19 protein-coding genes are annotated in these 21,123 nt (G+C 68.2%); 17 read left to right on the top strand and 2 right to left on the bottom strand.

Going from position 1 to position 21,123, the window contains the following annotated elements:
* The first annotated feature begins 136 nt into the window (after positions 1-136).
* The 7 genes from ACYU8W_RS09160 (at position 137) to ndk (ending at position 8,016) form a co-directional block, all read left to right on the top strand.
* Positions 137-703 (top strand): GAD-like domain-containing protein, encoded by a 567-nt coding sequence (locus ACYU8W_RS09160; protein ID WP_499468465.1) that lies wholly within the window; start codon positions 137-139, stop codon positions 701-703.
* Positions 704-1,106: 403 nt separating this feature from the next.
* Entirely contained in the window at positions 1,107-4,433 is a 3,327-nt protein-coding gene (gene ileS / locus ACYU8W_RS09155) for an isoleucine--tRNA ligase (protein ID WP_499468463.1), read from the top strand.
* Positions 4,430-4,960 carry a GNAT family N-acetyltransferase gene (locus tag ACYU8W_RS09150; RefSeq protein WP_129624896.1) on the top strand — a complete coding sequence of 177 codons (531 nt, stop codon included), beginning with the start codon at positions 4,430-4,432 and terminating at the stop codon, positions 4,958-4,960. The genes ileS and ACYU8W_RS09150 overlap by 4 nt, the downstream gene beginning before the upstream one ends.
* Positions 4,957-6,348, top strand: coding sequence for a bifunctional folylpolyglutamate synthase/dihydrofolate synthase (locus tag ACYU8W_RS09145; protein ID WP_499468461.1), 1,392 nt, complete (start codon positions 4,957-4,959; stop codon positions 6,346-6,348). Before ACYU8W_RS09150 ends, ACYU8W_RS09145 begins: the two co-directional genes overlap by 4 nt.
* Positions 6,345-6,728 (top strand): DUF4233 domain-containing protein, encoded by a 384-nt coding sequence (locus ACYU8W_RS09140; protein WP_499468459.1) that lies wholly within the window; start codon positions 6,345-6,347, stop codon positions 6,726-6,728. The genes ACYU8W_RS09145 and ACYU8W_RS09140 overlap by 4 nt, the downstream gene beginning before the upstream one ends.
* The gene (locus tag ACYU8W_RS09135; RefSeq protein ID WP_129624898.1) at positions 6,728-7,567 is read left to right on the top strand and encodes an undecaprenyl-diphosphate phosphatase; all 840 of its coding nucleotides are present in this window, start codon (positions 6,728-6,730) and stop codon (positions 7,565-7,567) included. Before ACYU8W_RS09140 ends, ACYU8W_RS09135 begins: the two co-directional genes overlap by 1 nt.
* A gap of 26 nt (positions 7,568-7,593) precedes the next feature.
* Complete coding sequence (gene ndk, locus ACYU8W_RS09130) at positions 7,594-8,016, top strand: nucleoside-diphosphate kinase (protein WP_499468457.1); 423 nt, start codon at positions 7,594-7,596, stop codon at positions 8,014-8,016.
* Positions 8,017-8,092: 76 nt separating this feature from the next.
* Here the strand turns inward: ndk and ACYU8W_RS09125 are convergent, their stop codons facing one another.
* Positions 8,093-8,635, bottom strand: a complete 543-nt coding sequence (locus ACYU8W_RS09125) for a MarR family winged helix-turn-helix transcriptional regulator (RefSeq protein WP_141927973.1) — start codon at positions 8,633-8,635, stop codon at positions 8,093-8,095.
* 317 nt (positions 8,636-8,952) lie between these two features.
* Between ACYU8W_RS09125 and ACYU8W_RS09120 the strand changes: the two genes are divergently transcribed.
* The 7 genes from ACYU8W_RS09120 to ACYU8W_RS09090 all read left to right on the top strand — a co-directional run bounded on the left by ACYU8W_RS09120 (position 8,953) and on the right by ACYU8W_RS09090 (position 16,459).
* Positions 8,953-9,090, top strand: coding sequence for a hypothetical protein (locus tag ACYU8W_RS09120; protein ID WP_499468455.1), 138 nt, complete (start codon positions 8,953-8,955; stop codon positions 9,088-9,090).
* A 34-nt stretch (positions 9,091-9,124) separates the two neighbouring features.
* Positions 9,125-10,153, top strand: a complete 1,029-nt coding sequence (locus tag ACYU8W_RS09115; RefSeq protein WP_281279542.1) for a rod shape-determining protein — start codon at positions 9,125-9,127, stop codon at positions 10,151-10,153.
* A gap of 49 nt (positions 10,154-10,202) precedes the next feature.
* Positions 10,203-11,531 (top strand): aspartate aminotransferase family protein, encoded by a 1,329-nt coding sequence (locus tag ACYU8W_RS09110; RefSeq protein ID WP_499468453.1) that lies wholly within the window; start codon positions 10,203-10,205, stop codon positions 11,529-11,531.
* A gap of 1 nt (position 11,532) precedes the next feature.
* A complete protein-coding gene (mreC, locus tag ACYU8W_RS09105; RefSeq protein ID WP_499468451.1) occupies positions 11,533-12,366 on the top strand; it encodes a rod shape-determining protein MreC in 834 nt (277 codons plus the stop codon).
* Positions 12,363-12,851, top strand: coding sequence for a hypothetical protein (locus ACYU8W_RS09100; RefSeq protein ID WP_499468449.1), 489 nt, complete (start codon positions 12,363-12,365; stop codon positions 12,849-12,851). The genes mreC and ACYU8W_RS09100 overlap by 4 nt, the downstream gene beginning before the upstream one ends.
* Positions 12,852-12,865: 14 nt before the next feature.
* Entirely contained in the window at positions 12,866-14,893 is a 2,028-nt protein-coding gene (gene mrdA / locus ACYU8W_RS09095) for a penicillin-binding protein 2 (RefSeq protein ID WP_499468447.1), read from the top strand.
* A gap of 237 nt (positions 14,894-15,130) precedes the next feature.
* Positions 15,131-16,459 carry a prenyltransferase/squalene oxidase repeat-containing protein gene (locus ACYU8W_RS09090; protein ID WP_499468445.1) on the top strand — a complete coding sequence of 443 codons (1,329 nt, stop codon included), beginning with the start codon at positions 15,131-15,133 and terminating at the stop codon, positions 16,457-16,459.
* 363 nt (positions 16,460-16,822) lie between these two features.
* On the opposite strand, the gene ACYU8W_RS09085 is transcribed toward ACYU8W_RS09090, so the two are convergent.
* Complete coding sequence (locus ACYU8W_RS09085) at positions 16,823-17,413, bottom strand: hypothetical protein (protein ID WP_499468443.1); 591 nt, start codon at positions 17,411-17,413, stop codon at positions 16,823-16,825.
* A gap of 54 nt (positions 17,414-17,467) precedes the next feature.
* Here ACYU8W_RS09085 and ACYU8W_RS09080 point away from each other — a divergent pair, with 54 nt between their 5' ends.
* The 3 genes from ACYU8W_RS09080 to ACYU8W_RS09070 are packed head-to-tail and all read left to right on the top strand — an operon-like array spanning position 17,468 to position 21,065.
* The gene (locus ACYU8W_RS09080; protein WP_499468441.1) at positions 17,468-18,619 is read left to right on the top strand and encodes an energy-coupling factor transporter transmembrane component T; all 1,152 of its coding nucleotides are present in this window, start codon (positions 17,468-17,470) and stop codon (positions 18,617-18,619) included.
* A complete protein-coding gene (locus ACYU8W_RS09075) occupies positions 18,616-20,244 on the top strand; it encodes an ABC transporter ATP-binding protein (RefSeq protein WP_499468439.1) in 1,629 nt (542 codons plus the stop codon). Before ACYU8W_RS09080 ends, ACYU8W_RS09075 begins: the two co-directional genes overlap by 4 nt.
* Positions 20,241-21,065 (top strand): ECF transporter S component, encoded by an 825-nt coding sequence (locus ACYU8W_RS09070; protein WP_499468437.1) that lies wholly within the window; start codon positions 20,241-20,243, stop codon positions 21,063-21,065. Before ACYU8W_RS09075 ends, ACYU8W_RS09070 begins: the two co-directional genes overlap by 4 nt.
* Positions 21,066-21,123 lie beyond the last annotated feature (58 nt).

Here is a 21,123-nt window from a genome sequence, read left to right as displayed (position 1 = left end):
CCTATGTTCCCATCCGCCCGGGGTGCTTTTTTCACCCGGGTTTCGAGTGCTCGGCGCCTCGCGCCGACCGCCGTGCTCCCTCGTCCATCCCCTCGTACGCCCGCGCTGCGGCGATGCGCTGGTTAGCATGTGGCGCATGAGCATCACCGTGCAGCGTTTCGTCGACACCTACGCCCCCGACTCGGACGTCGAGGTGCCCGGCCGCGCCTTCCTGGAGTACGCGGCGCAGCACGCGCCGCAGGAACTCGTGGAGTTGTGGAGCACCCACGGCCTGGGCTTCTACGGCGAACAGCGCATCGCGCTGGTCGACCCGGCCGAGTGGACGCCGGTGCTGCAGCGCTGGCTGGGCAGCGACGTCCGCAGCATCCCGTTCGCCGTGACCAGCTTCGGTCACGTCTACCACGTGGAGGGCGACGGCCCGGTTCAGTGCCTCGACCCGCACTTCGTGACCAACAACTTCGTCGCGCCCGATGTCGTCGGATTCTTCAACGACCACCTGCCGAGCTCGTCCTCGCACTTGGCCGATCTCGAAGGTCCGCGCGGGGGCGCTCGTTCGCAGTTCGGTGAACTCGAAGAAGGACAGATCTACTGCTTCAACCCGCCGCTCAGCCTCGGCGGGCACGTCGGCCCCGACACCCTGGATCTCGCCGACGGCATCGCCAAGCTCACCGAGATCCACGAAGGCACCGCAGCCAACCGCTGACCCTCCGCGAACCAACTGTTTCCTGCCGAACCCACTGAGTACACCGAGTAGGTTCGGCTGTGATGTCTCGTGACTTCCGGGGACACCCAGAAGTCACGAGACATCACAGCCAGTAGGTTCGGCGGGAAATCGTAGGTTCGCCGGCGGGTTGGAGAAGCTGCCCGATGCAGGCGTAGACTGCGCAGCAGAAGCGTCCGAGCCGTCATCAGCGGCGAGCTTCCGGAAGAACAGAGCGCGAGCTCCCAGTAGACCCGGACGGGACGAGCCCGTCACAGCTCACGAACAAGCGGTCGCAACATCTGCTGCGGCAAGCGGGGTGGTACCGCGGTGCTGCCGGACGATTCCGGCGACGTCGTCCTCGATCGATGACCGAGTTGATGATCACGCGAAAGAGACGCACCCGATGGCGTACCCCAAGGTCGACCTCACCGCCGACTCCGGCGAGTCCACCGGCACCACTGCAGCTACCACTGCCGCCGGTGTCTCCTCGACCCCGAACTTCCCGGCGATCGAGCAGGCAGTGCTGCGCTACTGGGACGAGGACGGCACCTTCCGGGCGTCCGTCGAGCAGCGGGACGCGGGCGTCGACGGGGCCAACGAGTTCGTCTTCTACGACGGTCCGCCCTTCGCCAACGGGCTGCCGCACTACGGCCACCTGCTCACCGGCTACGCCAAGGACGTCGTCCCGCGCTTCCAGACCATGCGTGGCAAGAAGGTCGAGCGCCGGTTCGGTTGGGACACCCATGGTCTGCCCGCCGAACTCGAGGCGATGCGCCAGCTGGGTCTGAAAACCAAGGACGAGATCCTGGCGATGGGGGTCGAGAAGTTCAATGCGGCCGCGCGCGCGTCGGTGCTGAAGTACACCGACGAGTGGGAGGCCTATGTCAACCGCATGGGCCGCTGGGTCGACTTCGAGAACGACTACAAGACACTCAATTCCACCTTCATGGAGTCGGTGCTGTGGGTGTTCAAGCAGTTGCACGACAAGGGCCTGGCCTACGAGGGCTTCCGGGTGCTGCCGTACTGCTGGAACGACGAGACCCCGCTGTCGAACCACGAACTGCGCATGGACGACGACGTCTACCAGATGCGCCAGGACCCCGCGGTCACTGTCGGATTCCGATGCGGCAGCGGTGAACTCGAAGGTGCGCACTTCCTGATCTGGACCACCACGCCGTGGACGCTGCCGAGCAACCTCGCGGTGATGGTGCACCCCGACATCGACTACGTCGTGGTCGAGTCCGACTTCACCGGTAGCACCGAGCGCTACGTCATCGCCGAGGCGCGGGTGCAGAGCTACGCCAAGGAGTTGTTCGGCGACGCCAAGGCCGAGTGGGCCGACAAGGTCGTGCGCCGCCTCAAGGGCCGCGACATGTTCGGCGCCACCTACACCCCGCCGTTCTCCTACTACCTCGGCCACGAGAACTCCTTCCGGGTCGTCGAAGCCGACTTCGTCACCACCACCGACGGAACCGGGCTGGTGCACAGCGCCGGTGCATTCGGCGAGGACGACATGATGGTCACCGACCGGGAGGGCATGGCCCCGGTGATCCCGGTCGGGCCCAACGGCGCGTTCACCTACCCGGTGGCGGAGTACGAAGGCATGCAGGTCTTCGACGCCAACCCGCATGTCATCGACCACCTGCGGGCTGCTACCCGTGGCGACGGCGAGCGTGGCGCGGTCACCGAGGGCACCGTGCTGCTGCGGCGCGAGACCTACGACCACAGCTACCCGCACTGCTGGCGTTGCCGTAACCCGCTGATCTACATGGCGGTGTCGTCGTGGTTCGTGTCAGTCACCTCGATCAAGGAGCAGCTGCTGGCCAATAACCAGCAGATCAACTGGGTGCCCGGCAATGTCAAGGACGGCCAGTTCGGCAAGTGGTTGGAGAACGCCCGCGACTGGTCGATCTCACGAAACCGCTTCTGGGGCAGCCCGATTCCGGTGTGGAAGTCGGACAATCCGGAGTACCCGCGGGTCGACGTCTACGGCTCCTTCGCGCAGTTGGAGGCCGACTTCGGCACCCTGCCGAAGAACGCCGACGGCGAACCCGACCTGCACCGTCCGTTCGTCGATGAGCTCACCCGTCCCAACCCCGACGACCCGACCGGGCGGTCCACGATGCGCCGGGTGGAAGACGTGCTGGACGTGTGGTTCGACTCCGGTTCGATGCCCTACGGCCAGGTGCACTACCCGTTCGAGAACGCCGACTGGTTCGAGCACCACTACCCGGCCGACTTCATCGTGGAGTACATCGGTCAGACCCGCGGCTGGTTCTACACGCTGCACGTGCTCGCCGGCGCGCTGTTCGACCGTCCGGCGTTCGAGAACGTCATTTGCCACGGCATCGTGCTCGGCTCCGACGGTCAGAAGATGAGCAAGTCGCTGCGCAACTACCCCGACGTCAACGAGGTCTTCGACCGCGACGGCGCGGACGCGATGCGCTGGTTCCTGATGTCCAGCCCGATCCTGCGCGGCGGCAACCTGATCGTCTCCGAGGAGGGCATCCGCGGCGGCGTGCGTCAGGTGATGCTGCCGCTGTGGAGCAGCTGGTACTTCTTCAGCCTGTACGCGAATGCCGCCGGGTACGAGGCGAAGTGGTCAACAGCGTCCACCAACGTGCTGGACCGCTACTTGCTCGCCAAGACCCGCGTGCTGGTGCACCAGGTGCAGGACCAGTTGGACGCGTACGACGTCGCGAGTGCGTGTGACTCGATCGCCGCCTTCGCCGACGTGCTCACCAACTGGTACATCCGTCGTTCCCGTGACCGGTTCTGGTCGGTGGGCAAGGACGCCGACGAAGAGGCCTTCGACACCCTGTACACCGTGCTGGAGACGCTGACCCGCGTCGCCGCGCCGTTGTTGCCGTTCACCGCCGAGCAGGTGTGGCGTGGCCTGACCGGAGGACGTTCGGTGCACCTGACCGACTGGCCGGTCGCGGACGACCTGCCGGCCGACGACGCACTGGTCACCGCGATGGACCGCGTCCGTGCGGTCTGCTCGACCACCTCGAGCCTGCGCAAGGCGGAGAACCTACGCGTGCGCCTGCCGCTCGGCGGGCTCACCGTCGTGGTGCCCGACCCCGCGGCCATCGAAGGTTTCGCCGCACTGATCGCGGACGAGGTCAACGTCAAGAAGGTCGACCTGGTCGACCTGGCGGACGCGTCCGAGGAGGACTTCGGCCTCACCCGTCGACTCACCGTCAACGCCCGTGCGGCCGGACCGCGTTTGGGCAAGGACGTTCAGCTCGCGATCAAAGGCAGCAAGAGCGAGGACTGGTCGGTCGCCGACGACGGCACGGTCACCAGCGGTGGTCTGGCCCTCGAAGAGGGCGAATACACGCTCGAAACCGTTGTCTCCCAGGGTGCTTCGCAGGCCAAGGCGCCCGCCATGCTGCCGGGTGGCGGGTTCGTCGTGCTCGACACAGAGGTCTCCGACGCGCTGCGCTCGGAGGGCATCGCCCGCGACGTCGTCCGCGGCGTCCAGCAGGCCCGTCGCGAGGCCGGCCTCGACGTCAGCGACCGGATCAGCGTCGCGATCATCGGTGACGAGCCGGTGTGGCAAGCCGTGCTGGAGCACCAGGGCCTGATCATGGGCGAGACCCTCGCCGTCCAACTCGGTGCGGCCGGCGGTGACCAGGTGTTGCCGAACGCCACCCCGATGACGCTGTCCGACGGACTGAAGGCGAGTGTCGCGCTGAAGAAGGTCGACTCCGGAGCCCGGTCGTGAACCAGGCGCCGGCCGCGGTGATCCGGCAGGCCGGGGGAGAGGACCTGCAGGCGGTCATCGAGGTCGGGCTGCGCACCTGGCCCGCCACCTACGCGCCCATCGCCGGCAAGGACTACGTCGCGATGGGGCTGTCGAAGTGGTGGACCGACGAGGCGACGATCCCCGCGATCCGAGCCGGACGCGTCCTGGTCGCCGAGGTGGACGGCGAGATCGTCGGCATGACCTCGTTCGGCCCGCTCGACGGACACTTCATGATCTGGAAGCTGTACGTCGTCCCCGAAGCCCAGGGCGCCGGGCTCGGACACCGCCTGCTCACCGCGGCGATCAATCGCGCGCACAGCGAGGACTACGAGCAGGTCCGTCTGTCCTACCTGGTCGGCAACGATCACGCGGCGACGTTCTACGAGCGTCACGGATTCGTGGAATACGAGCGCGAACACGGCGGTTCCGGCATCCCGGACTCGATCTGGGTGCGGCTGCAACTGCGCGACCCCAAGATGCGCAACCCCAAGGAGAACGACCGATGACCCCACGTCCTGACGCCGCCCAGGTCGAGGCCGCGCGCAAGCTCGAGGTGCACAAGCGGATCCGGGAGATCGAAGCCGAGATCCTCGCGCGTACCCCGGAGAACAATCCGGAGCCCTCGCTCGACCGGGTCGCCGAGTGCATGACGTTGATGGGGGACCCGCAGCACAACTTCCCGATGATCCATCTGACCGGCACCAATGGCAAGACCACGACGACGCGCATCATCGAGCGGATCCTGCGGGAGATGGGTCTGTCGACCGGACGGTTCACCTCACCGCACCTGCACGACATGCGTGAGCGGATCTCCTTGAACGGCATGCCGATCGAACCGCAGCGGTTGATCGACGTCTACGACGACGCATTGCCCTTCACCGAGATGGTCGACCAGAAGTCGCAGGCCGCGGGTGGCCCGCGGATGACCTACTTCGAGGTCATGGTCGTGCTCGCCTATGCAGCCTTCTCGGATGCGCCGGTCGACGTCGCGATCGTCGAGGTCGGCCTGGGTGGAGTCTGGGACGCCACCAACGTCGCCGACGGGAAGGTGTCGGTGATCACCCCGATCTCCATCGATCACCAGCGCCTGCTCGGCAACACGGTCGAGGACATCGCCACCGAGAAGCGCGGCATCATCAAGCCCGACTCCATCGCGATCGTCGGACGCCAACTGCCCGAGGCCGACGAACTCATTCGGGAACGAGCCCAGGAGGTCGACGCCGAGCTCGAACGCGACGGCATCTCCTTCGGCATCACCGAACGCGAGACCGCGGTCGGGGGTCAGCAGATCACCGTCCAGGGCCTGGCCGGTCAGTACGCCGACCTGTTCCTGCCGCTGTTCGGGGAGCACCAGGCTCACAACGCGGCCATGGCGATCGCCGCCGTCGAGGCGTTCATCGGCGGCGGGGAACAGCCGCTGGACCGCGACGTGCTGCAGACCGCGCTGGCCGAAGTGAGCTCTCCGGGACGACTCGAGATCGTCCGCCGCTCACCCACGATCGTGGTCGACGCCGCGCACAACGGCGGGGGTGTGCTCGCGCTGCGCGAGGCGATGAACGACTCGTTCACCTTCACCCGGCTCATCGGACTTGTGGCGATCATGGGCGACAAGGACGCCGAATCGATGCTCGAGCAGTTGGAGCCGGTGCTGGACGAGATCGTGGTGACCCGCAACTCCTCGCCGCGCTCGATGAGCCCGCGCGACCTCGGTGAGCTCGCTGCCGAGGTGTTCGGAGCGGACCGGGTGCACGTCGAGCCGCATCTGGTGGAGGCGATCGACAAGGCCGCGAATCTCGCCGACGAACAGGGCGGTGTCGGCGGTGGCGTACTGGCCACCGGGTCCGTCGTGACGGCCGCCGACGTCCGCGCTGCACTCGGGGTGACCGACACGTGAGGGACGTCTTCTTCCACGGCGTCGGGGAGAAGATGACGCGGCGCTTCGCCGCCATCGTGATCGGCTCGCAATCGCTGGTGGTCTTCTTCGGCGCACTCGTGGCCTACGGCATTGCGAAGGCGCAGGACGATTCCTCGCACACCACCTACCTCGTCGTCGGGTGCGTGCTCGCCGTGCTGTGCATCGTCGCCGCCGGCGCGATGCGTCGTCCGTGGGGTGTCACGCTCGGATGGGTCATCGAAGTGGCTACCCTGGCAGCGGCATTCATCGTTCCGATGATGTTCTTCGTCGGTCTGGTCTTCGGTGCTCTGTGGATCACCGCGCTCGTCCAGGGTCGGAAGATGGACCGACTGACCCGTGAATTCTCCGGAGCTTCGTAGTGGACTTCTTCCAAGCCATGGTGCTCGGCATCGTGCAGGGACTCACCGAGTTCCTGCCGATCTCGTCGTCGGCGCACCAGTTGATCGTCAGCCGGTTGTTCTTCGACAACGACGGCGGCGGGGCGGCCTTCACCGCCGTCACACAGCTGGGCACCGAGACGGCCGTGCTCGTCTACTTCTGGCGCGACATCGTCCGCATCATCAAGCAGTGGGCCTTGTCGTTGGTCGGCAAGGTGCCGAGGAGCGACCCTGACGCGCGCATGGGTTGGTGGGTCATCATCGGCACCATCCCGATCAGCGTGCTCGGAGTCCTGCTGAAGGACGTCATCCACGGGCCGGTGCGCAACCTGTGGGTCACCGCGACGATGTTGCTTGTCTTCGCCCTGGTCATCGCGGTCGCCGACTCGACCGCGTCGCAGCGAAAGACGCTGGAGAACCTCAACGCGCGTGACGGCGTCATGTTCGGACTGGCCCAAGCGTGCGCGCTGATCCCGGGTGTCTCCCGCTCGGGCGGAACGATCGCCGGTGGGCTGTTCATGGGGTACCGCCGCGAGGACGCCGCGCGCTACTCATTCCTGCTCGCCATCCCGGCCGTGCTCGCGTCCGGCTTCTTCGAACTCGCCGACATCGCCGGTAAGCCGAACCCGGACGGATGGTGGCCGATCGTCATCGCGACCGTCATCTCCGGACTCATCGGGTACGCGGTCATCGCGTGGCTACTGCGCTACATCTCGACCCACGACTTCAAGGCGTTCGTCTTCTACCGGATCATCCTGGCGATCATCCTGTTCGTGCTGCTCGGCTTCGGTGTGATCGACAGCGCCCCGCCGGTGGCGTGACGACGCGGTGTCCTAGGCTCGGCACCGTGAGCGAGCAGATCGAACGCACCCTGGTCATCGTCAAGCCGGACGGCTACCGCCGTGGACTCACCGGGGAGGTGCTGCGGCGCATCGAGGCCAAGGGCTACACCCTCGCCTCCCTGCAGGTGATGACGCCCGATCGCGAGCGCCTGGCTCAGCACTACGCCGAGCACGAGGGCAAGCCGTTCTACGAACCGCTGGTCGACTTCATGAGCAGCGGTCCGGCCACCTTCGTGGTCGTCGAGGGTCAGCGCTGTATCGAGGGCTTCCGTGTGCTTGCCGGAGCGACCGATCCGACGGCCGCGCTTCCCGGCACCATCCGCGGCGACCTCGGTCGCGATTGGGGCAAGAAGGTGCAGGAGAACATCGTGCACGGCTCGGACTCGCCGGAATCCGCAGAGCGGGAGATCGGCATCTGGTTCGCCTGATCACTCTCGGAGCAACGCACGGGGCCCGTCACCGATCGGTGACGGGCCCCGTGCGTATCCCGGACGTGGGGTGGGTTCAGCCAGCTGCTTGATCGCGGGTGGAGGACAGGTCGTCCAGCCCGGCGATCGCCTTTTCCAACAGGGTGGCCAGCTGCTCGCGCTGCGGCCCGGTGAGGCGGGCCAGCACGTCGGACTCCAGCAGGTCGCTTTCGCGGATGACCTGTCGGAAGGTCTCCCACCCGGTCGTGGTCAGCGTGACCAGCACCCGCGTGCGGTTGGTGGGGTCGGGGCTGCGCTCGATGAGACCGCGCTCGGCCATCTTGTCCAGGCGGTGCGTCATCGACGACGGGGCCACTGCCACCGCCTCGGCGAGATGGGACGGCGTGACGGCGGTGTCGCGCGGCTGCAGGGCGAGGTTGGACAACACCGACCACTCGCCGCTGGTCAGACCGACCTCGGACAGGCTCACCGCGTACCACTGGGACAGCTTGCGGGTGAGGCCCTGAACGGCCGTGATCACCCGCTGGACCTGCTCGTTGCCGCCCGCTTCGACGTACGCCGCGACCTCGGCCTCGTACTCCTGACGGACCGACTTACGTCTCGATTTGGAAGGACTCATCCCCTCAAGTGTGCCACCGCTGCGGCTCTGCTGCGCACGACGTCCGGCCCACCGAGCGCGATTGTCGGAACCGGGCCAAAAACGGGGCCCAGCGCGGGTGCTGAAGTACCCCGGTGTTCAGCAGGTGACGCCGGTCGACCTCGACCCGGCCGTCGTCCGCCTGGCCAGCGGGCCTACTGGACCATCCAGGCCACCTTGCGCAGTGTAGGCCTGAAGACCGCCGCCTATCACGTCGATGTGCCGGCTTCGGCGACTGGGGATTCCACCTCGCCGCGCGCAGCACGCCGCGGGTAGCGGTGCCCGGCGATGCATCTGCGATGAGGTTCGTCGACTCGTGGGTGCTCCTCGCGGCGCAGACCTTCCCGCCCGATCGGGCACAGCTCATGATGCCGCCGTCGACCCTGTTGCACCCGGCCATCCTCGACGCGATCAAGGGGTCGTACCGCGGGTACTGAACGGGCAACCGGCGCAGCCAATTACGATCAGTTGGTGACCCGACGACTGCTGCCCACCGGGCGTGACCTAGCAGTCGATCTCGGCACCGCCAACACCGTCGTCTACGCGCGCGGGAGCGGCGTCGTGCTCGACGAGCCGTCGGTCGTCGCGCTCGAAGTAGGCACCGGACGGCTCATCGCGGCCGGATCCAAGGCCCGCGAGATGCTCGGCCGGACGCCCGGCCACGTCGACGTGATGAGGCCGCTGCGCGATGGGGTGATCAACGACGCCGACGTCGCCGAACGGATGCTGCGCTACTTCATCGCCCAGGTGCACCCGTCCCGACTGCTGCGTCCGCGCATGGTGGTGTGCGTGCCGAGCGAGGTCACGGGGGTCGAACGCCGGGCGCTGGAGGATGCGGCCACCCGTGCCGGCGCCCGCCGGGTCTACGTGATCGAGGAAGCGATGGCGGCTGCGCTCGGCGCTGAACTCCCGGTCGAAGCGGCCAAGGCGAGCATGGTGCTCGACATCGGCGGCGGTACGACGGACGTCGCCGTGATCAGCCTCGGCGGCATCGTCCAGGCCCGCTCGATCCGGGTGGGCGGCGATGAGATCGACGAGGCGATCGTCGCGTTCGTGAAGAATGAGTACTCGTTGCTGCTGGGGGAGCGCAGCAGCGAGGACATCAAGGTCGAGATCGGATCGGCGTTCCCGCTGCGTGAAGAACGCACCATGCGGGTGCGCGGGCGCGACCTGGTGAGCGGCCTGCCCAAGACGGTCACGGTCACCTCCCAGGAGGTGCGGCGGGCGATCGACGTGCCGCTGCTGCAGATCTGCGAACTGGTGCGCGCGACGTTGGACGTCTGCCCGCCCGAACTGGCCGGCGACGTCCTCGATCACGGCATCGTGCTCACCGGCGGCGGGTCACTCCTGCGCGGCATCGACGCGCGATTGCGCCATGAACTCGGCGTACCGGTGCGCGTGGCCGATGAGCCGCTGCGCTCGGTCGCTCGGGGTGCGGGACGATGTGTCGAGGAGTTCGGCACCTTGCAGCGAGTGCTGGTAGACAGCAAGCGGTACTGACTTCTCCGCCCTCGAATCCACTCGTGCCCTGCAACCCGGAAGGAACCCGATGAGCCCCTCCCGCGCCTTCGAACTCGACCGCGCCCACGTCTTCCACTCCTGGTCGGCTCAGCGCAAGATCAACCCGATGGTGGTCGACCGCGCCGAGGGCTCCTACCTGTGGGACGACGAGGGCAAGCGTTACCTGGACTTCACCTCACAACTGGTGTTCACCAACATCGGTCACCAGCATCCGAAGGTCGTCAAGGCGATCCAGGACCAGGCGGCCAAGCTGTGCACCATCGCGCCGGCGCACGCGAACGCCGAGCGTTCCGAGGCTGCTCGCCTGATTGCCGAGATCGCACCCGGTGACATGAACCACACCTTCTTCACCAATGCCGGCGCGGAGGCGATCGAGCACGCGATCCGGATGGCGCGGCTGCACACCGGACGCATCAAGGTGTTGACCCGCTACCGCAGCTACCACGGGGGCACCCAGACCGCCCTCAATGCGACCGGCGACCCGCGCCGGTTCGCCAGCGACTACGGGAACGCCGGCATCGTCCACTTCCGCGGTCCGTTCCTGTACCGCTCGCAGTTCCACGCCACCACCGAGCAGGAGGAGTGCGAGCGCGCGCTGGCCCACCTGCGCAGCACCGTGGAGTTGGAGGGTCCGTCCACGATCGCGGCGATCCTGCTGGAGACCATCCCCGGCACCGCCGGCATCATGCCGCCGCCGCCGGGATATCTGCAGGGTGTGCGCGACCTGTGCGACGAGTTCGGCATCGTCTACATCGCCGACGAGGTGATGGCTGGGTTCGGCCGCACCGGCACCTGGCTGGCGCTGGACCACCACGGCGTGGAACCCGACCTCATCACGTTCGCCAAGGGCATCACGTCCGGATACATCCCGCTCGGCGGTGTGATCGTCGGGCCGAAGGTGTTCGAGTCGTTCGCCGAGAAGCCCTATCCGGGTGGCCTGACGTACTCCGGACACCCGTTGGCGTGTGCCACCGCTGTCGCCACGATCAACGCGATGCGCGAGGAGGGGATGGTGCAGAACGCCCGCCGCCTGGGCGACGACATCATCGGGCCGGCCCTGCAGAAGATGGCGGGCGACCATGCCTGCCTCGGCGAGGTACGCGGTGTCGGCGCCTTCTGGGCGCTGGAACTGGTGCGGGACAAGGAAACTCGCGAACCCCTCGCACCGTACGGCGGATCGAGCCCGGCGATGGACGCGATTGTCGCCGAGTGCAAGAAGAACGGTCTGCTGCCCTTCGTCAACTACAACCGGATCCACGTCGTGCCCGCCCTGAACATCCCCGATGACCAACTGCGGGAGGGGCTGGCCATTCTCGACGCCGCTCTCGAGGTCGGGGACGCGCAGGCTCAAGGCTGAGATGGCGTTCCGGCCACAGACCCGACGGCGGGTCCTCGCCGTCGGCCTGGCCGGGTGCCTGGCGATCGCCGTCGTCGACCAGGCGGCGCCCTCGGCGACCGCCCCGCTGCGCCGAGCGGCCGCCGAGATCGTCTCTCCGGTACAGGACGTGTTCACCGGGCACGACGACGAGATCGCGCGGCTCACGCGCGAACGGGACGCGGCCCGGCGGTCGTCCGCAGACACGAGATCGAACGCTGCCGACCTGGCCGCGTTACGGACGTTGCGCGGATCGGCGGCGGCCGACGGTCGCACCTTCGTCGCGGCGCAGGTCATCGGGTTCACCCCCGGAGGCACTGTCGGCAGGTTGAAACAGGTCACCATCGATGCCGGGTCGAGCGACGGTGTCCGGACCAACCTCACGGTGATAGCGGCCGGAGGTCTTGTCGGCCGGGTCGTCTTGGTGAGCACCCGTTCGGCGACCGTTCAACTGCTCACCGACCCGTCCAGCGTGGTCGGCGTACGGGTGGGGGGCGACCGGCTGCTCGCCTCGCTCGCGTCCACCGCCCCCGCAGGACTGCCCGGCCGTGAAGCAGGACTGCTCACGGTACGGATCGCCGGTCAGACGCCGCCGAAGGTCGGAGACCGGGTCACCACCCTCGGCAGCATCGAGGAGACCCCGTTCGTGCGCGAGGTTCCGGTGGGCACGGTGGTCGCCGTGGATCCCGACCGTGGACAGGGCGGCCCGACCGCGGTCGTCCGACCGGCGGTCGATCCGACGCGCCTCGACCTCGTCGGCGTCGTGTTCCCTGCGGGCAGTGTTCCTGCTCGTCCGGCGATCCGGGGCGGCTCGTGATCCCCAGCCGACTCACCGTCCTGCGGGCGCTGCTGTTGTCGCTCGCCGCGCTGCTCACCGTCACCGTGCTTCCGTCCGTGGGTGTACCAGCGGATCTGGTGCTCGTCCTCGTCGTCGCAGTGGGCCTGAGTTCCGGCACTCAGGCCGGTGCGCTGTTCGGCCTCGCGGCCGGGCTGACGGTCGACCTGGTGCCACCGGGTTCGGCACCGCTGGGTCTCACTGCCCTGATCCACGCTGCTGTCGGTGCCGGCTGCGGGGTGCTTCAGCGCTCGGTGCGTGCCTCGATCCTGGTGCCGATCGTCACCGTGGCGCTCGCGGCCACCGGGATCCAGTTGCTGCGTCTGCTGACCTCGCTCGTTGCCCGGCAGACGCCTAACCTGACCCATGCATCCGCATTGATCGTCTGTACCGCACTGGCCGGCGCGGTGATCGTGCCACTCGTGATCCGAGCGGAGTCCTACCTGGTCGCAAGGGGTCTGGCGTGAGGTGGCGTCGCGACTTGATCGAGTATCCGCGTGGCTACCGGGCGAACGTCGCAGCGCCGTACACAGCCCGCCTCTGGGCGATCCTGATCATCACCGTGCTCGTGCTCGGCGTGCTCGCAGGACGATTGTTCCAGTTGCAGGTGGTCGACGGTCCCGCGATGAAGCAGGCCGCACAACGGATCAACACGCGCACCGTCGACGCCCCCGCGACCCGCGGCCGCATCCTGGCCGCGGACGGGACACCGCTGGTCACCAATGGTTCCACCTGGGTGCTCACCATGGACCCGACGACCCTCGCCGAGAGCCGGGACGGTGGGCGCGCGGTCCTCACCCGCGTCCAGCGCCTGATCGGCGGTGACGTCGAGGAGATGCTCGGGCGCACCAAGGCGTGCGGCACCAAGGACGCCCCGCCGGCACCGGTGTGCTTCTCCGGCAGCCCCGTCGAGTCGATACCCGTGCTGAGCAACGTCGACCCCGGGCTGTCGATGACACTGCTCGAGCGTCCGGAGGACTTCCCGGGACTGGCTGTGCGTCAGCAGCAGGTACGCCGGTTCCCGGCACCGTCGGCAGTGAATGCCGCTCAGGTGATCGGCTACCTCGGACGCACCAATGCCGCTGACCTGCAACGTGATTCGTCGCTCAACGCCGCCGACCTGCTCGGCCGCAGCGGACTGGAGTCCAGCTACGACAAGGTGCTGCGCGGCACCTCCGGACGCACCGTGCTGGCTGTCGACGCGCGCGGACTGCCGGTCAGGACGGTCAGCACCACCCCGGCCGTCGGTGGCCAGGACGTCCTGACGCACCTTGACGTGCCGGTGCAACGAGCCGCCGAGTCCGCACTCGCCGAGACGATCGGTCGGTTACGCACGGCGAAACGACCGGTGACCGGGGGAGCGGCTGTGGTCCTGGACGCGTCCTCCGGGGCTGTGGTCGCGATGGCCAGCAACCCGACGTACGACCCACTCGTGTGGACCGGGGGCATCACCGCGGCGGAGTACCGCAAGCTCAGCGATCCGAAGGCACACAATCCGCTGACCAACCGGGTGATCGGAACTCTGCAACCACCGGCGTCCACGTTCAAGGCGGTCACCATGCCGGCGGCCATCGCGTCCGGCGTCGACCCGAAGGGGCGGTACGAGTGCTCCTCGCAGGTGACGGTCGGCAGCCGGGTCTTCAAGAACTACGAATCGGCCGCCTTCGGCGCCATCGACATGCCGGCGGCCCTGCAGGTGTCGTGCGACACGGTGTTCTATCGCTGGGCGTTCGCCCATTGGATCTCCGAGGGAGGCCTGAAGGGCGACGTGAGCAAGACCGGTCCGTATTCGCAGATGGCCAAGCAGTTCGGCTTCGGCCGACGCACGGGCATCGACCTGCCCGGTGAAGTGGCGGGCAATGTCCCCAGCCGCGCGTGGAAGCTCGAGCGTTGGAACACCACGAAGGCATCGATGTGTCGCCGGGCCAAGAGCGGCTACCCCGAGGTCTCTGACACGAAGCAGGCGGAGTACTTCAAGCAGTTGGCGCAGGAGAACTGCTCCTACGGTTATCAATGGCAGGCCGGCGACGCGGTGAACCTCTCGATCGGACAAGGAGACGTGCTCGTCTCGCCGCTGCAGCTGGCGGTCGGGTATGCAGCCGTCGCGAACGGCGGCACCATCTGGCAACCGCAGGTCGCCGCGGCCACACGCACCTCGGACGGTTCTGCCGCCTCACGGATCTCGCCGGTCGCCAACGGGCGGCTCGTGTTGTCGGCCGCCGCTCAGACGGTTCTCACCGACGGGTTGCGTCGCGTCGTCACCGAACCGACCGGCACCGCGCACCCGGCGTTCGTCGATTTCCCCGACGACTACCCCATCTCGGGCAAGACCGGCACCGCTGAGGTGTACGGAAAGGACGCCACCGCGTGGTTCGCCTCGTACGGCCCGAAGACCAGAAGCGGCAAGCAGTACGTCGTGGTGGTCATGATCGAACAAGGCGGTCTCGCAGCGCGAGCTGCGGTGCCGGCTGCCCGCCAGATCTGGGACGTGTTGCGCACCCGCCCCTGAGTTCGCGATGTGCAGGGTGGTTCATGGGCTCGGCACGGGCGAGTAGCATGTGTTGCGCATCAGTGGGGGGAAAGCCGGTCCAAGTCCGGCGCTGACCCGCAACCGTAGGTTCCTCGGCAACGAGGAACGAGCCGGAGCTCCTTAGCCGATGTCAGCTCACATCCCCGTCGAGGTCTACGGGCGAGCGCCGAACCTCTTTCGGCGGCCCGCGCCCAGGGCCGTCTGGAAGAAGGAACCATGACTCTCCTCACCACCGCCCGTGCGGGTTTCGCGGGCACCGCGACCCTTGCCGCATTTGCGTTCGCCGTCGCGCCGGCCCACGCCGCCACCACCCCTGATGACGCCGCGTCCGCCTTCATGGCGGGCCAGCTCGCCGCGAAGGGCAACTACCTGAACGCCGAGTTCGGTGGCGAGAGCTACCCGGACTACGGCCTCACGATCGACGCTCTGCTCGGTGTTGCCGGTACCGGCACCGGTACGGCGCAGATCTCCAAGACCGCCGACTGGTTGGTCGCCAACGGCACCTCGTACTACGGAGCCGGTTCCGAGGCGTATGCCGGGTCGCTTGCCAAGCAGGTCGTGATGCTGCAGGCCACCGGCCGTCCCTCCGGCGCCCTGCTGACCAAGCTCAAGAGCATGCAGACCGCCGCGGGTCGTTTCAGCGACAAGTCCGAGTACGGCGATTACTCCAACACGATCGGCCAGTCGTGGGCCTTGATCGCACTCAAGCGTTCCGGTGAGGCGGTCCCGACCAAGGCGATCGACCTCCTGGTCGCGCAGCAGTGCGCCGACGGTGGCTTCCGTCTCGAACTCGGCGCAGCGAAGTGCACCAGTGACTCCGATGTGACCTCGTTCGCCGTGCAGGCTCTCGCGGCCAACGGCCGCACGACCGCGGTGTCGAAGGCCGCCGGCTACCTGGCCACGCAGCAGGTCGCATCGGGTGGAGTGCGCGGTGGCACCTCGACCGAGAGCCCCAACTCCAACAGCGCCGGACTTGCCGCCGTGGCCTTCACCCTGGCCGGCCGCACCGACAACGCGGCGAAGGCGACGGCCTTCGTGAAGACGCTCCAGTTCGGCTGCTCGGCGCCCGCTGCGCTGCGCGGTGCGATCGCCTACGACAAGCCGGCGTTCGATGCGAAGATCGCCGCCGGCTCCCGCGCGGTGGTCACCGACCAGGAGACGCGCGCGACCCCGCAGGCGATGCTGGCGCTCACCCTCACGCCCTACGTCCGGACCATTGCGGGCGGCTCCGCCGGTGTCACGGCACTGGACTGCGGAACGAACCCGACCTCGTCTCCCACGGCTACGGCTTCGCCGAGTTCGACCTCGAGCCCGTCGAGCTCGACATCCACCACGACGTCCAGCACGACATCCAGCACGACGACGACCTCGGCCGGTACTGCGACCACGTCCTCGTCCACGTCGATCGTCACCGGCCCGCCGGTTGTCACCGACGGTCCGACCTCCACCGACGGTGGAGCGGACCTCGGCGTGCTGGCCGGCGTCGGCGCGTTCTTCGCAAGCATCTGTGCGGGGGCAATGGCTCATGGCCGTCGTCGTCGCTGATTCCCGTACGCGGGTCTGGGCGCGACTGTTGGCTGCGCTCACGCTCGCATTCGCTCTCGTCGGCGTCGCTCCCGCACATGGGCAGGCAAGCAGCTCGGTGCGGACCGCCGCTGCGAGTTGCTCGGGTGTGACCGTGGTCGTGCAGTACACCGGGGGAGCCAGCACCCGCTGCGCCCCGGGCTCCTACGGTTCCGCGCTCGATGCATTGCGCGCGGCGGGACACACCCCGCAGCGGGCGCAACTGCAGCCCGGCTACTTCCTGTGCCGGATCGACGGCAACCCGACCTCCGACCCGTGTATGCGCACTGCTCCGGCCAGCGCCTACTGGGCCTTCTTCCACGGTCGCGCGGGCTCGGGGTGGACCTACTCCAACACCGGTGTCGCCACGTTCTCGGCTCCGGCCGGCACCTGGATCGGCTTCCGGTTCGGATCCGGGGGAGCGCCCTCGGTGGTGCCCACGGCGCCGAAACCGACCGCCACCCCGACGCAGACTCCGCGACCGAGCACCACGGCGCCGCGGCCGTCGAGCACGTCGACGAGCAGGCCGACAAGCACTGCGCCCCGTCCGTCGTCGAACGCGCCACGTCCGACGTCGAGTTCGAAACCGTCGTCGACCTCGGGCCGGCCGGCGGGAACGCAGCCGAGCACGACAGCGTCCGGGGCCTCGCCGAAGCAGAGCGCTTCGGCGTCCTCCAGCGCTTCGAACAGCGCTGCGGCACAGTCGAATTCACCCAAGGGATCCACGTCGGCGACGGCCGGTTCGAGTGCTGCGAACAAGGCGTCCGCGTCCAGTGCGCAGCCGTCATCGGTTGCCTCGAACCAGCCGTCGGCCACCTCCAGCGTTGATGGCCCGGCGGCGACTGGGCAGCGCACCGAGGTCGCGGCCTCGCAACGCACGAACTCCGGTGGCGGCGGCGGCACGAACCTCGGCCTGGTGATCGGCGGTGGTGCCACGGTCGCGCTCGCCGGCCTGGCGGGCGTGCTGGCGCTGCGCCGTCGACCGCAGGAGTGAGCGCACCGGGTCGGTCGTCGGCCCAGGCTGCCCGGTTCGTACACCCGGGCGCCTGGTGGCTGTGGGCATGCTGCCTCGCGGCAGCGGTCACCCGCACGACCAACCCGGTGCTCCTGCTCCTGGCCCTCACCGTCGTCGTCCTCGTCGTGATCGCGCGCCGTCCGGACGCACCGTGGGCGAGATCGTTCACGATGTACGCCTGGCTGGGACTGTTCGTCATCGTCACCCGCATGGTGCTGTTCGTGCTGATCGGATCCAAGACCGGCCCGACGATCCTGGTGACCCTGCCGACGGTCGACCTTCCGTCCTGGGCTGCGGGTATCCAGTTGCTCGGCCCGATCCCGCTGGAAGACCTCATCGCGGCCTTGTGTGAAGGCCTGCGCCTGGCGACCATGTTGCTCTGCTTCGGCGCCGCCAACGCGCTCGCCAACCCGCGGCGTCTGCTGCGCGCGCTGCCCGCTGCCGTCCGGGACATCGGCACCGCGGTCGTCATCGCGCTCACCGTCGTCCCGCAACTGGCCGAGAGCGCCAAGCGTGTGGCCCGGGCGCGAGAACTTCGCGGGACCTCGGTCAAGGGGGTGCGTGCCCTGCGCGTGATCGCGCTCCCGGTCCTGCAGGACACCCTCGACCGTTCGTTGTTGCTGGCTGCCTCGATGGACTCACGCGGGTTCGGCACGCGCCACTCGGTGAGCCATCGTGACCGCCGCCTCATCGGAGTGCTGTCGCTCGGCGGGCTGATGGCGGTGTGTGTCGGGCTCTACGGACTGCTCGACGATCGCGGTGACCAGGCCATCCCGCTGTGGGCCACGGTCGCGACCGTGGCCGGCCTCGTGCTCGGCGCGCTCGCGGTCTGGTGGGGCGGACGTCGGGTGCCGCGTTCGGTGTACCGGTCGGATCCGTGGAAGTCCGCCGAGACGATCGTGTCGCTGTGCGGGGTCACCGCTCTGGTCGCGATGATCGTTGCGCTGGAACGAAACCCGCTCGCGACGATCATGCCGCTCGAGCCGACCCTCGGCACCCCGCTCGTGCCGCTCACTGCGGTGCTCGGGCTGCTCGTGGCGGCGTTGCCCGCCTTCGTCACCCCGCCGCTGCCGCCCAAACCCAAGCGGGGACCCCGACAGAACCAGCAGATGCAGGAGATCTCATGAGCTTCCCGGCGATCGAGTTCGACCGCGTCACCATCACCTACGCCGACGAACCCACACCCGCAGTACGCGATGTGAGCATCGAACTGGAGCAAGGTGAACTCGCGGTGCTCGTCGGACGCACCGGGTCGGGCAAGTCGACGCTGCTCGGCGCGATCAACGGACTCGTGCCGCACTTCACCGGCGGACTGCTCACCGGGCACGTGCGGGTACACGGACGTGATACCCGCGAGCATCTGCCGCGGGAGATGGCCGACCTCGTCGGGTATGTCGGGCAGGACCCGCTCGCGGGGTTCGTCACCGACACCGTCGAGGAGGAACTCGCCTACGGGATGGAGCAATTCGGCATCCCGCAGCAGGTGATGCGCAAGCGCGTCGAGGAGACGCTCGACCTGCTCGGCATCGCCGACCTGCGGCATCTGGCGCTGCGTGACCTGTCCGGGGGTCAGCAACAACGTGTCGCCATCGGCAGCGTGCTGACCCTGCAGCCCCAGGTGCTCGTGCTCGACGAACCGACCTCCGCGCTCGACCCCACCGGAGCCGAGGACGTGCTGGCGACGATCACCCGGCTGGTGCACGACCTGTCGGTCACGGTTGTCATGGCCGAGCACCGCATCGAGCGTGTGCTGCAGTACGCCGACACGCTCATCCACGTCACGCGGGACGGGCTGGTCGAGGTGGGGGAGCCCGCCGAGATCATGCGCACCGCCACGGTCGCGCCGCCCGTCGTCGAACTCGGGCGTGACCAGGGCTGGTCACCCTTGCCGCTGTCGGTGCGGGACGCGCGGCGCAAAGCGCGCGGACTGCACACCGAACTCGAACAACACGACGACCTGGAGCCACCCGCGAACCCCACCAGCGGTCCGGTCGCCTTGCGTGCCAAGGGAGTTCGCGTCACCTACGGCGACTTCACCGCGGTGAACGATGTTGACCTGGAACTGCGTCGAGGCGGCATCACCGCACTCATGGGGCGTAACGGGTGCGGCAAGTCCACGCTGATGTGGGCGCTGCAGGGAGCCACCCGTCCGGCGTCCGGCACGGTGACTGTCGACGCTGACGGAACGTGGGTCGAACCGTCCAAGATGGCTGTGCCGCAACGCCGTTCGCGTGTCGGGTTGGTGCCGCAGAGTGCGAGTGACCTGCTCTATCTCGACACGGTCTGCGCTGAGTGCACTCAGGCGGACGCCGAGAGCGACGCACCGTCGGGCACCTGCGAGGGCCTCCTGCGCGAGATGGTGCCCGACATCGTCCTCGACCGGCACCCCCGCGACCTTTCCGAAGGTCAGCGCCTGGCTCTCGTGCTCGCCGTCCAATTGACCGCGCGACCCTCGGTCGTGCTGCTGGACGAACCCACGCGCGGCCTCGACTACGCCGCCAAGGCGGCCCTGCGCGCGACGCTGCGGACGTGCGCCGATCGTGGCCAGGCCGTGCTCGTGTCCAGCCACGACGTCGAGTTCATCGCCGAAACGGCCGACGACGTGATCTTCATGGCCGATGGCGACGTGGTCGCGTCCGGAACGACTTCGGACGTACTGCTCGGCTCGCCTGCGTTCGCGCCTCAGGTGGCCAAGATCCTGGCGCCGTTGCCATTGCTGACCGTCGACCAGGTCAGGCGCGGGCGCTCATGACGGCCACCACCACGCATGTACCCAGCGGTCGGGCGAAGGCGATCCCCTTGCGTCCGCGCTCCGCGCTCGCGATCGCGCTGGTCAGCATCGTGGGCGTGATCGGGTTCGCGTGGCCGTTGTTCATCACGGCCGACTCGACGCTCGCCTCGCACACCAATGATGCTCCGTTGCTGTTCGCACTGATGCTCCCGCTCCTGCTGGCGGTCGTGTTGTCGGAGGTGAGCGAGGGCGGCATCGACTCCAAAGCGATCGCGATGCTCGGTGTGCTGTCGGCCGTCGACGCGATGATGCGGCCGCTCGGCGCCGGCACCGGGGGCATCGAGGTGATGTTCTTCCTGCTGGTGCTGTCCGGACGGGTCTTCGGCGCCGGCTTCGGCTTCGTCCTCGGATGTACGAGCATGTTCGCCTCGGCGATCCTCACCGCGGGCATCGGTCCCTGGCTGCCCTTCCAGATGCTCGGGGCGGGGTGGATCGCGCTCGGCGCCGGTCTGCTGCCACCGCTGCGCGGACGGGCGGAGATCTTCATGCTGATCGGCTACGGAATCATCTCCAGCCTGCTGTACGGCTGGATCCTGAACTTCTATTTCTGGCCCCTCGGCACGACCGGGGAGCCCGCGATCTCGGTCGTTCCCGGTGGTCCGCTGCTGACCAACCTCAAGCACTTCCTGGCGTTCAACCTGGCCACGTCCCTCGGCTGGGACCTCGGCCGCGCGATCACCACGTCCGTCCTGATCGCCCTCACCGGACGTCCGATCCTGCTCACCCTGCGTCGCGCGTCCCGCAAGGCAGCGTTCGGTCGACCGACGAGCCTCGCCGATTAGGGCGGGACGCCGGGCCGCTGGTACCTTTGGTAATGCCGTCCAACGGCCGCGGATCCAG

This window comes from Yimella radicis, from assembly GCF_054778255.1.
Note: the sequence above shows the minus strand (reverse complement) of the source record. Positions and strands in the feature narration are given on the sequence as shown.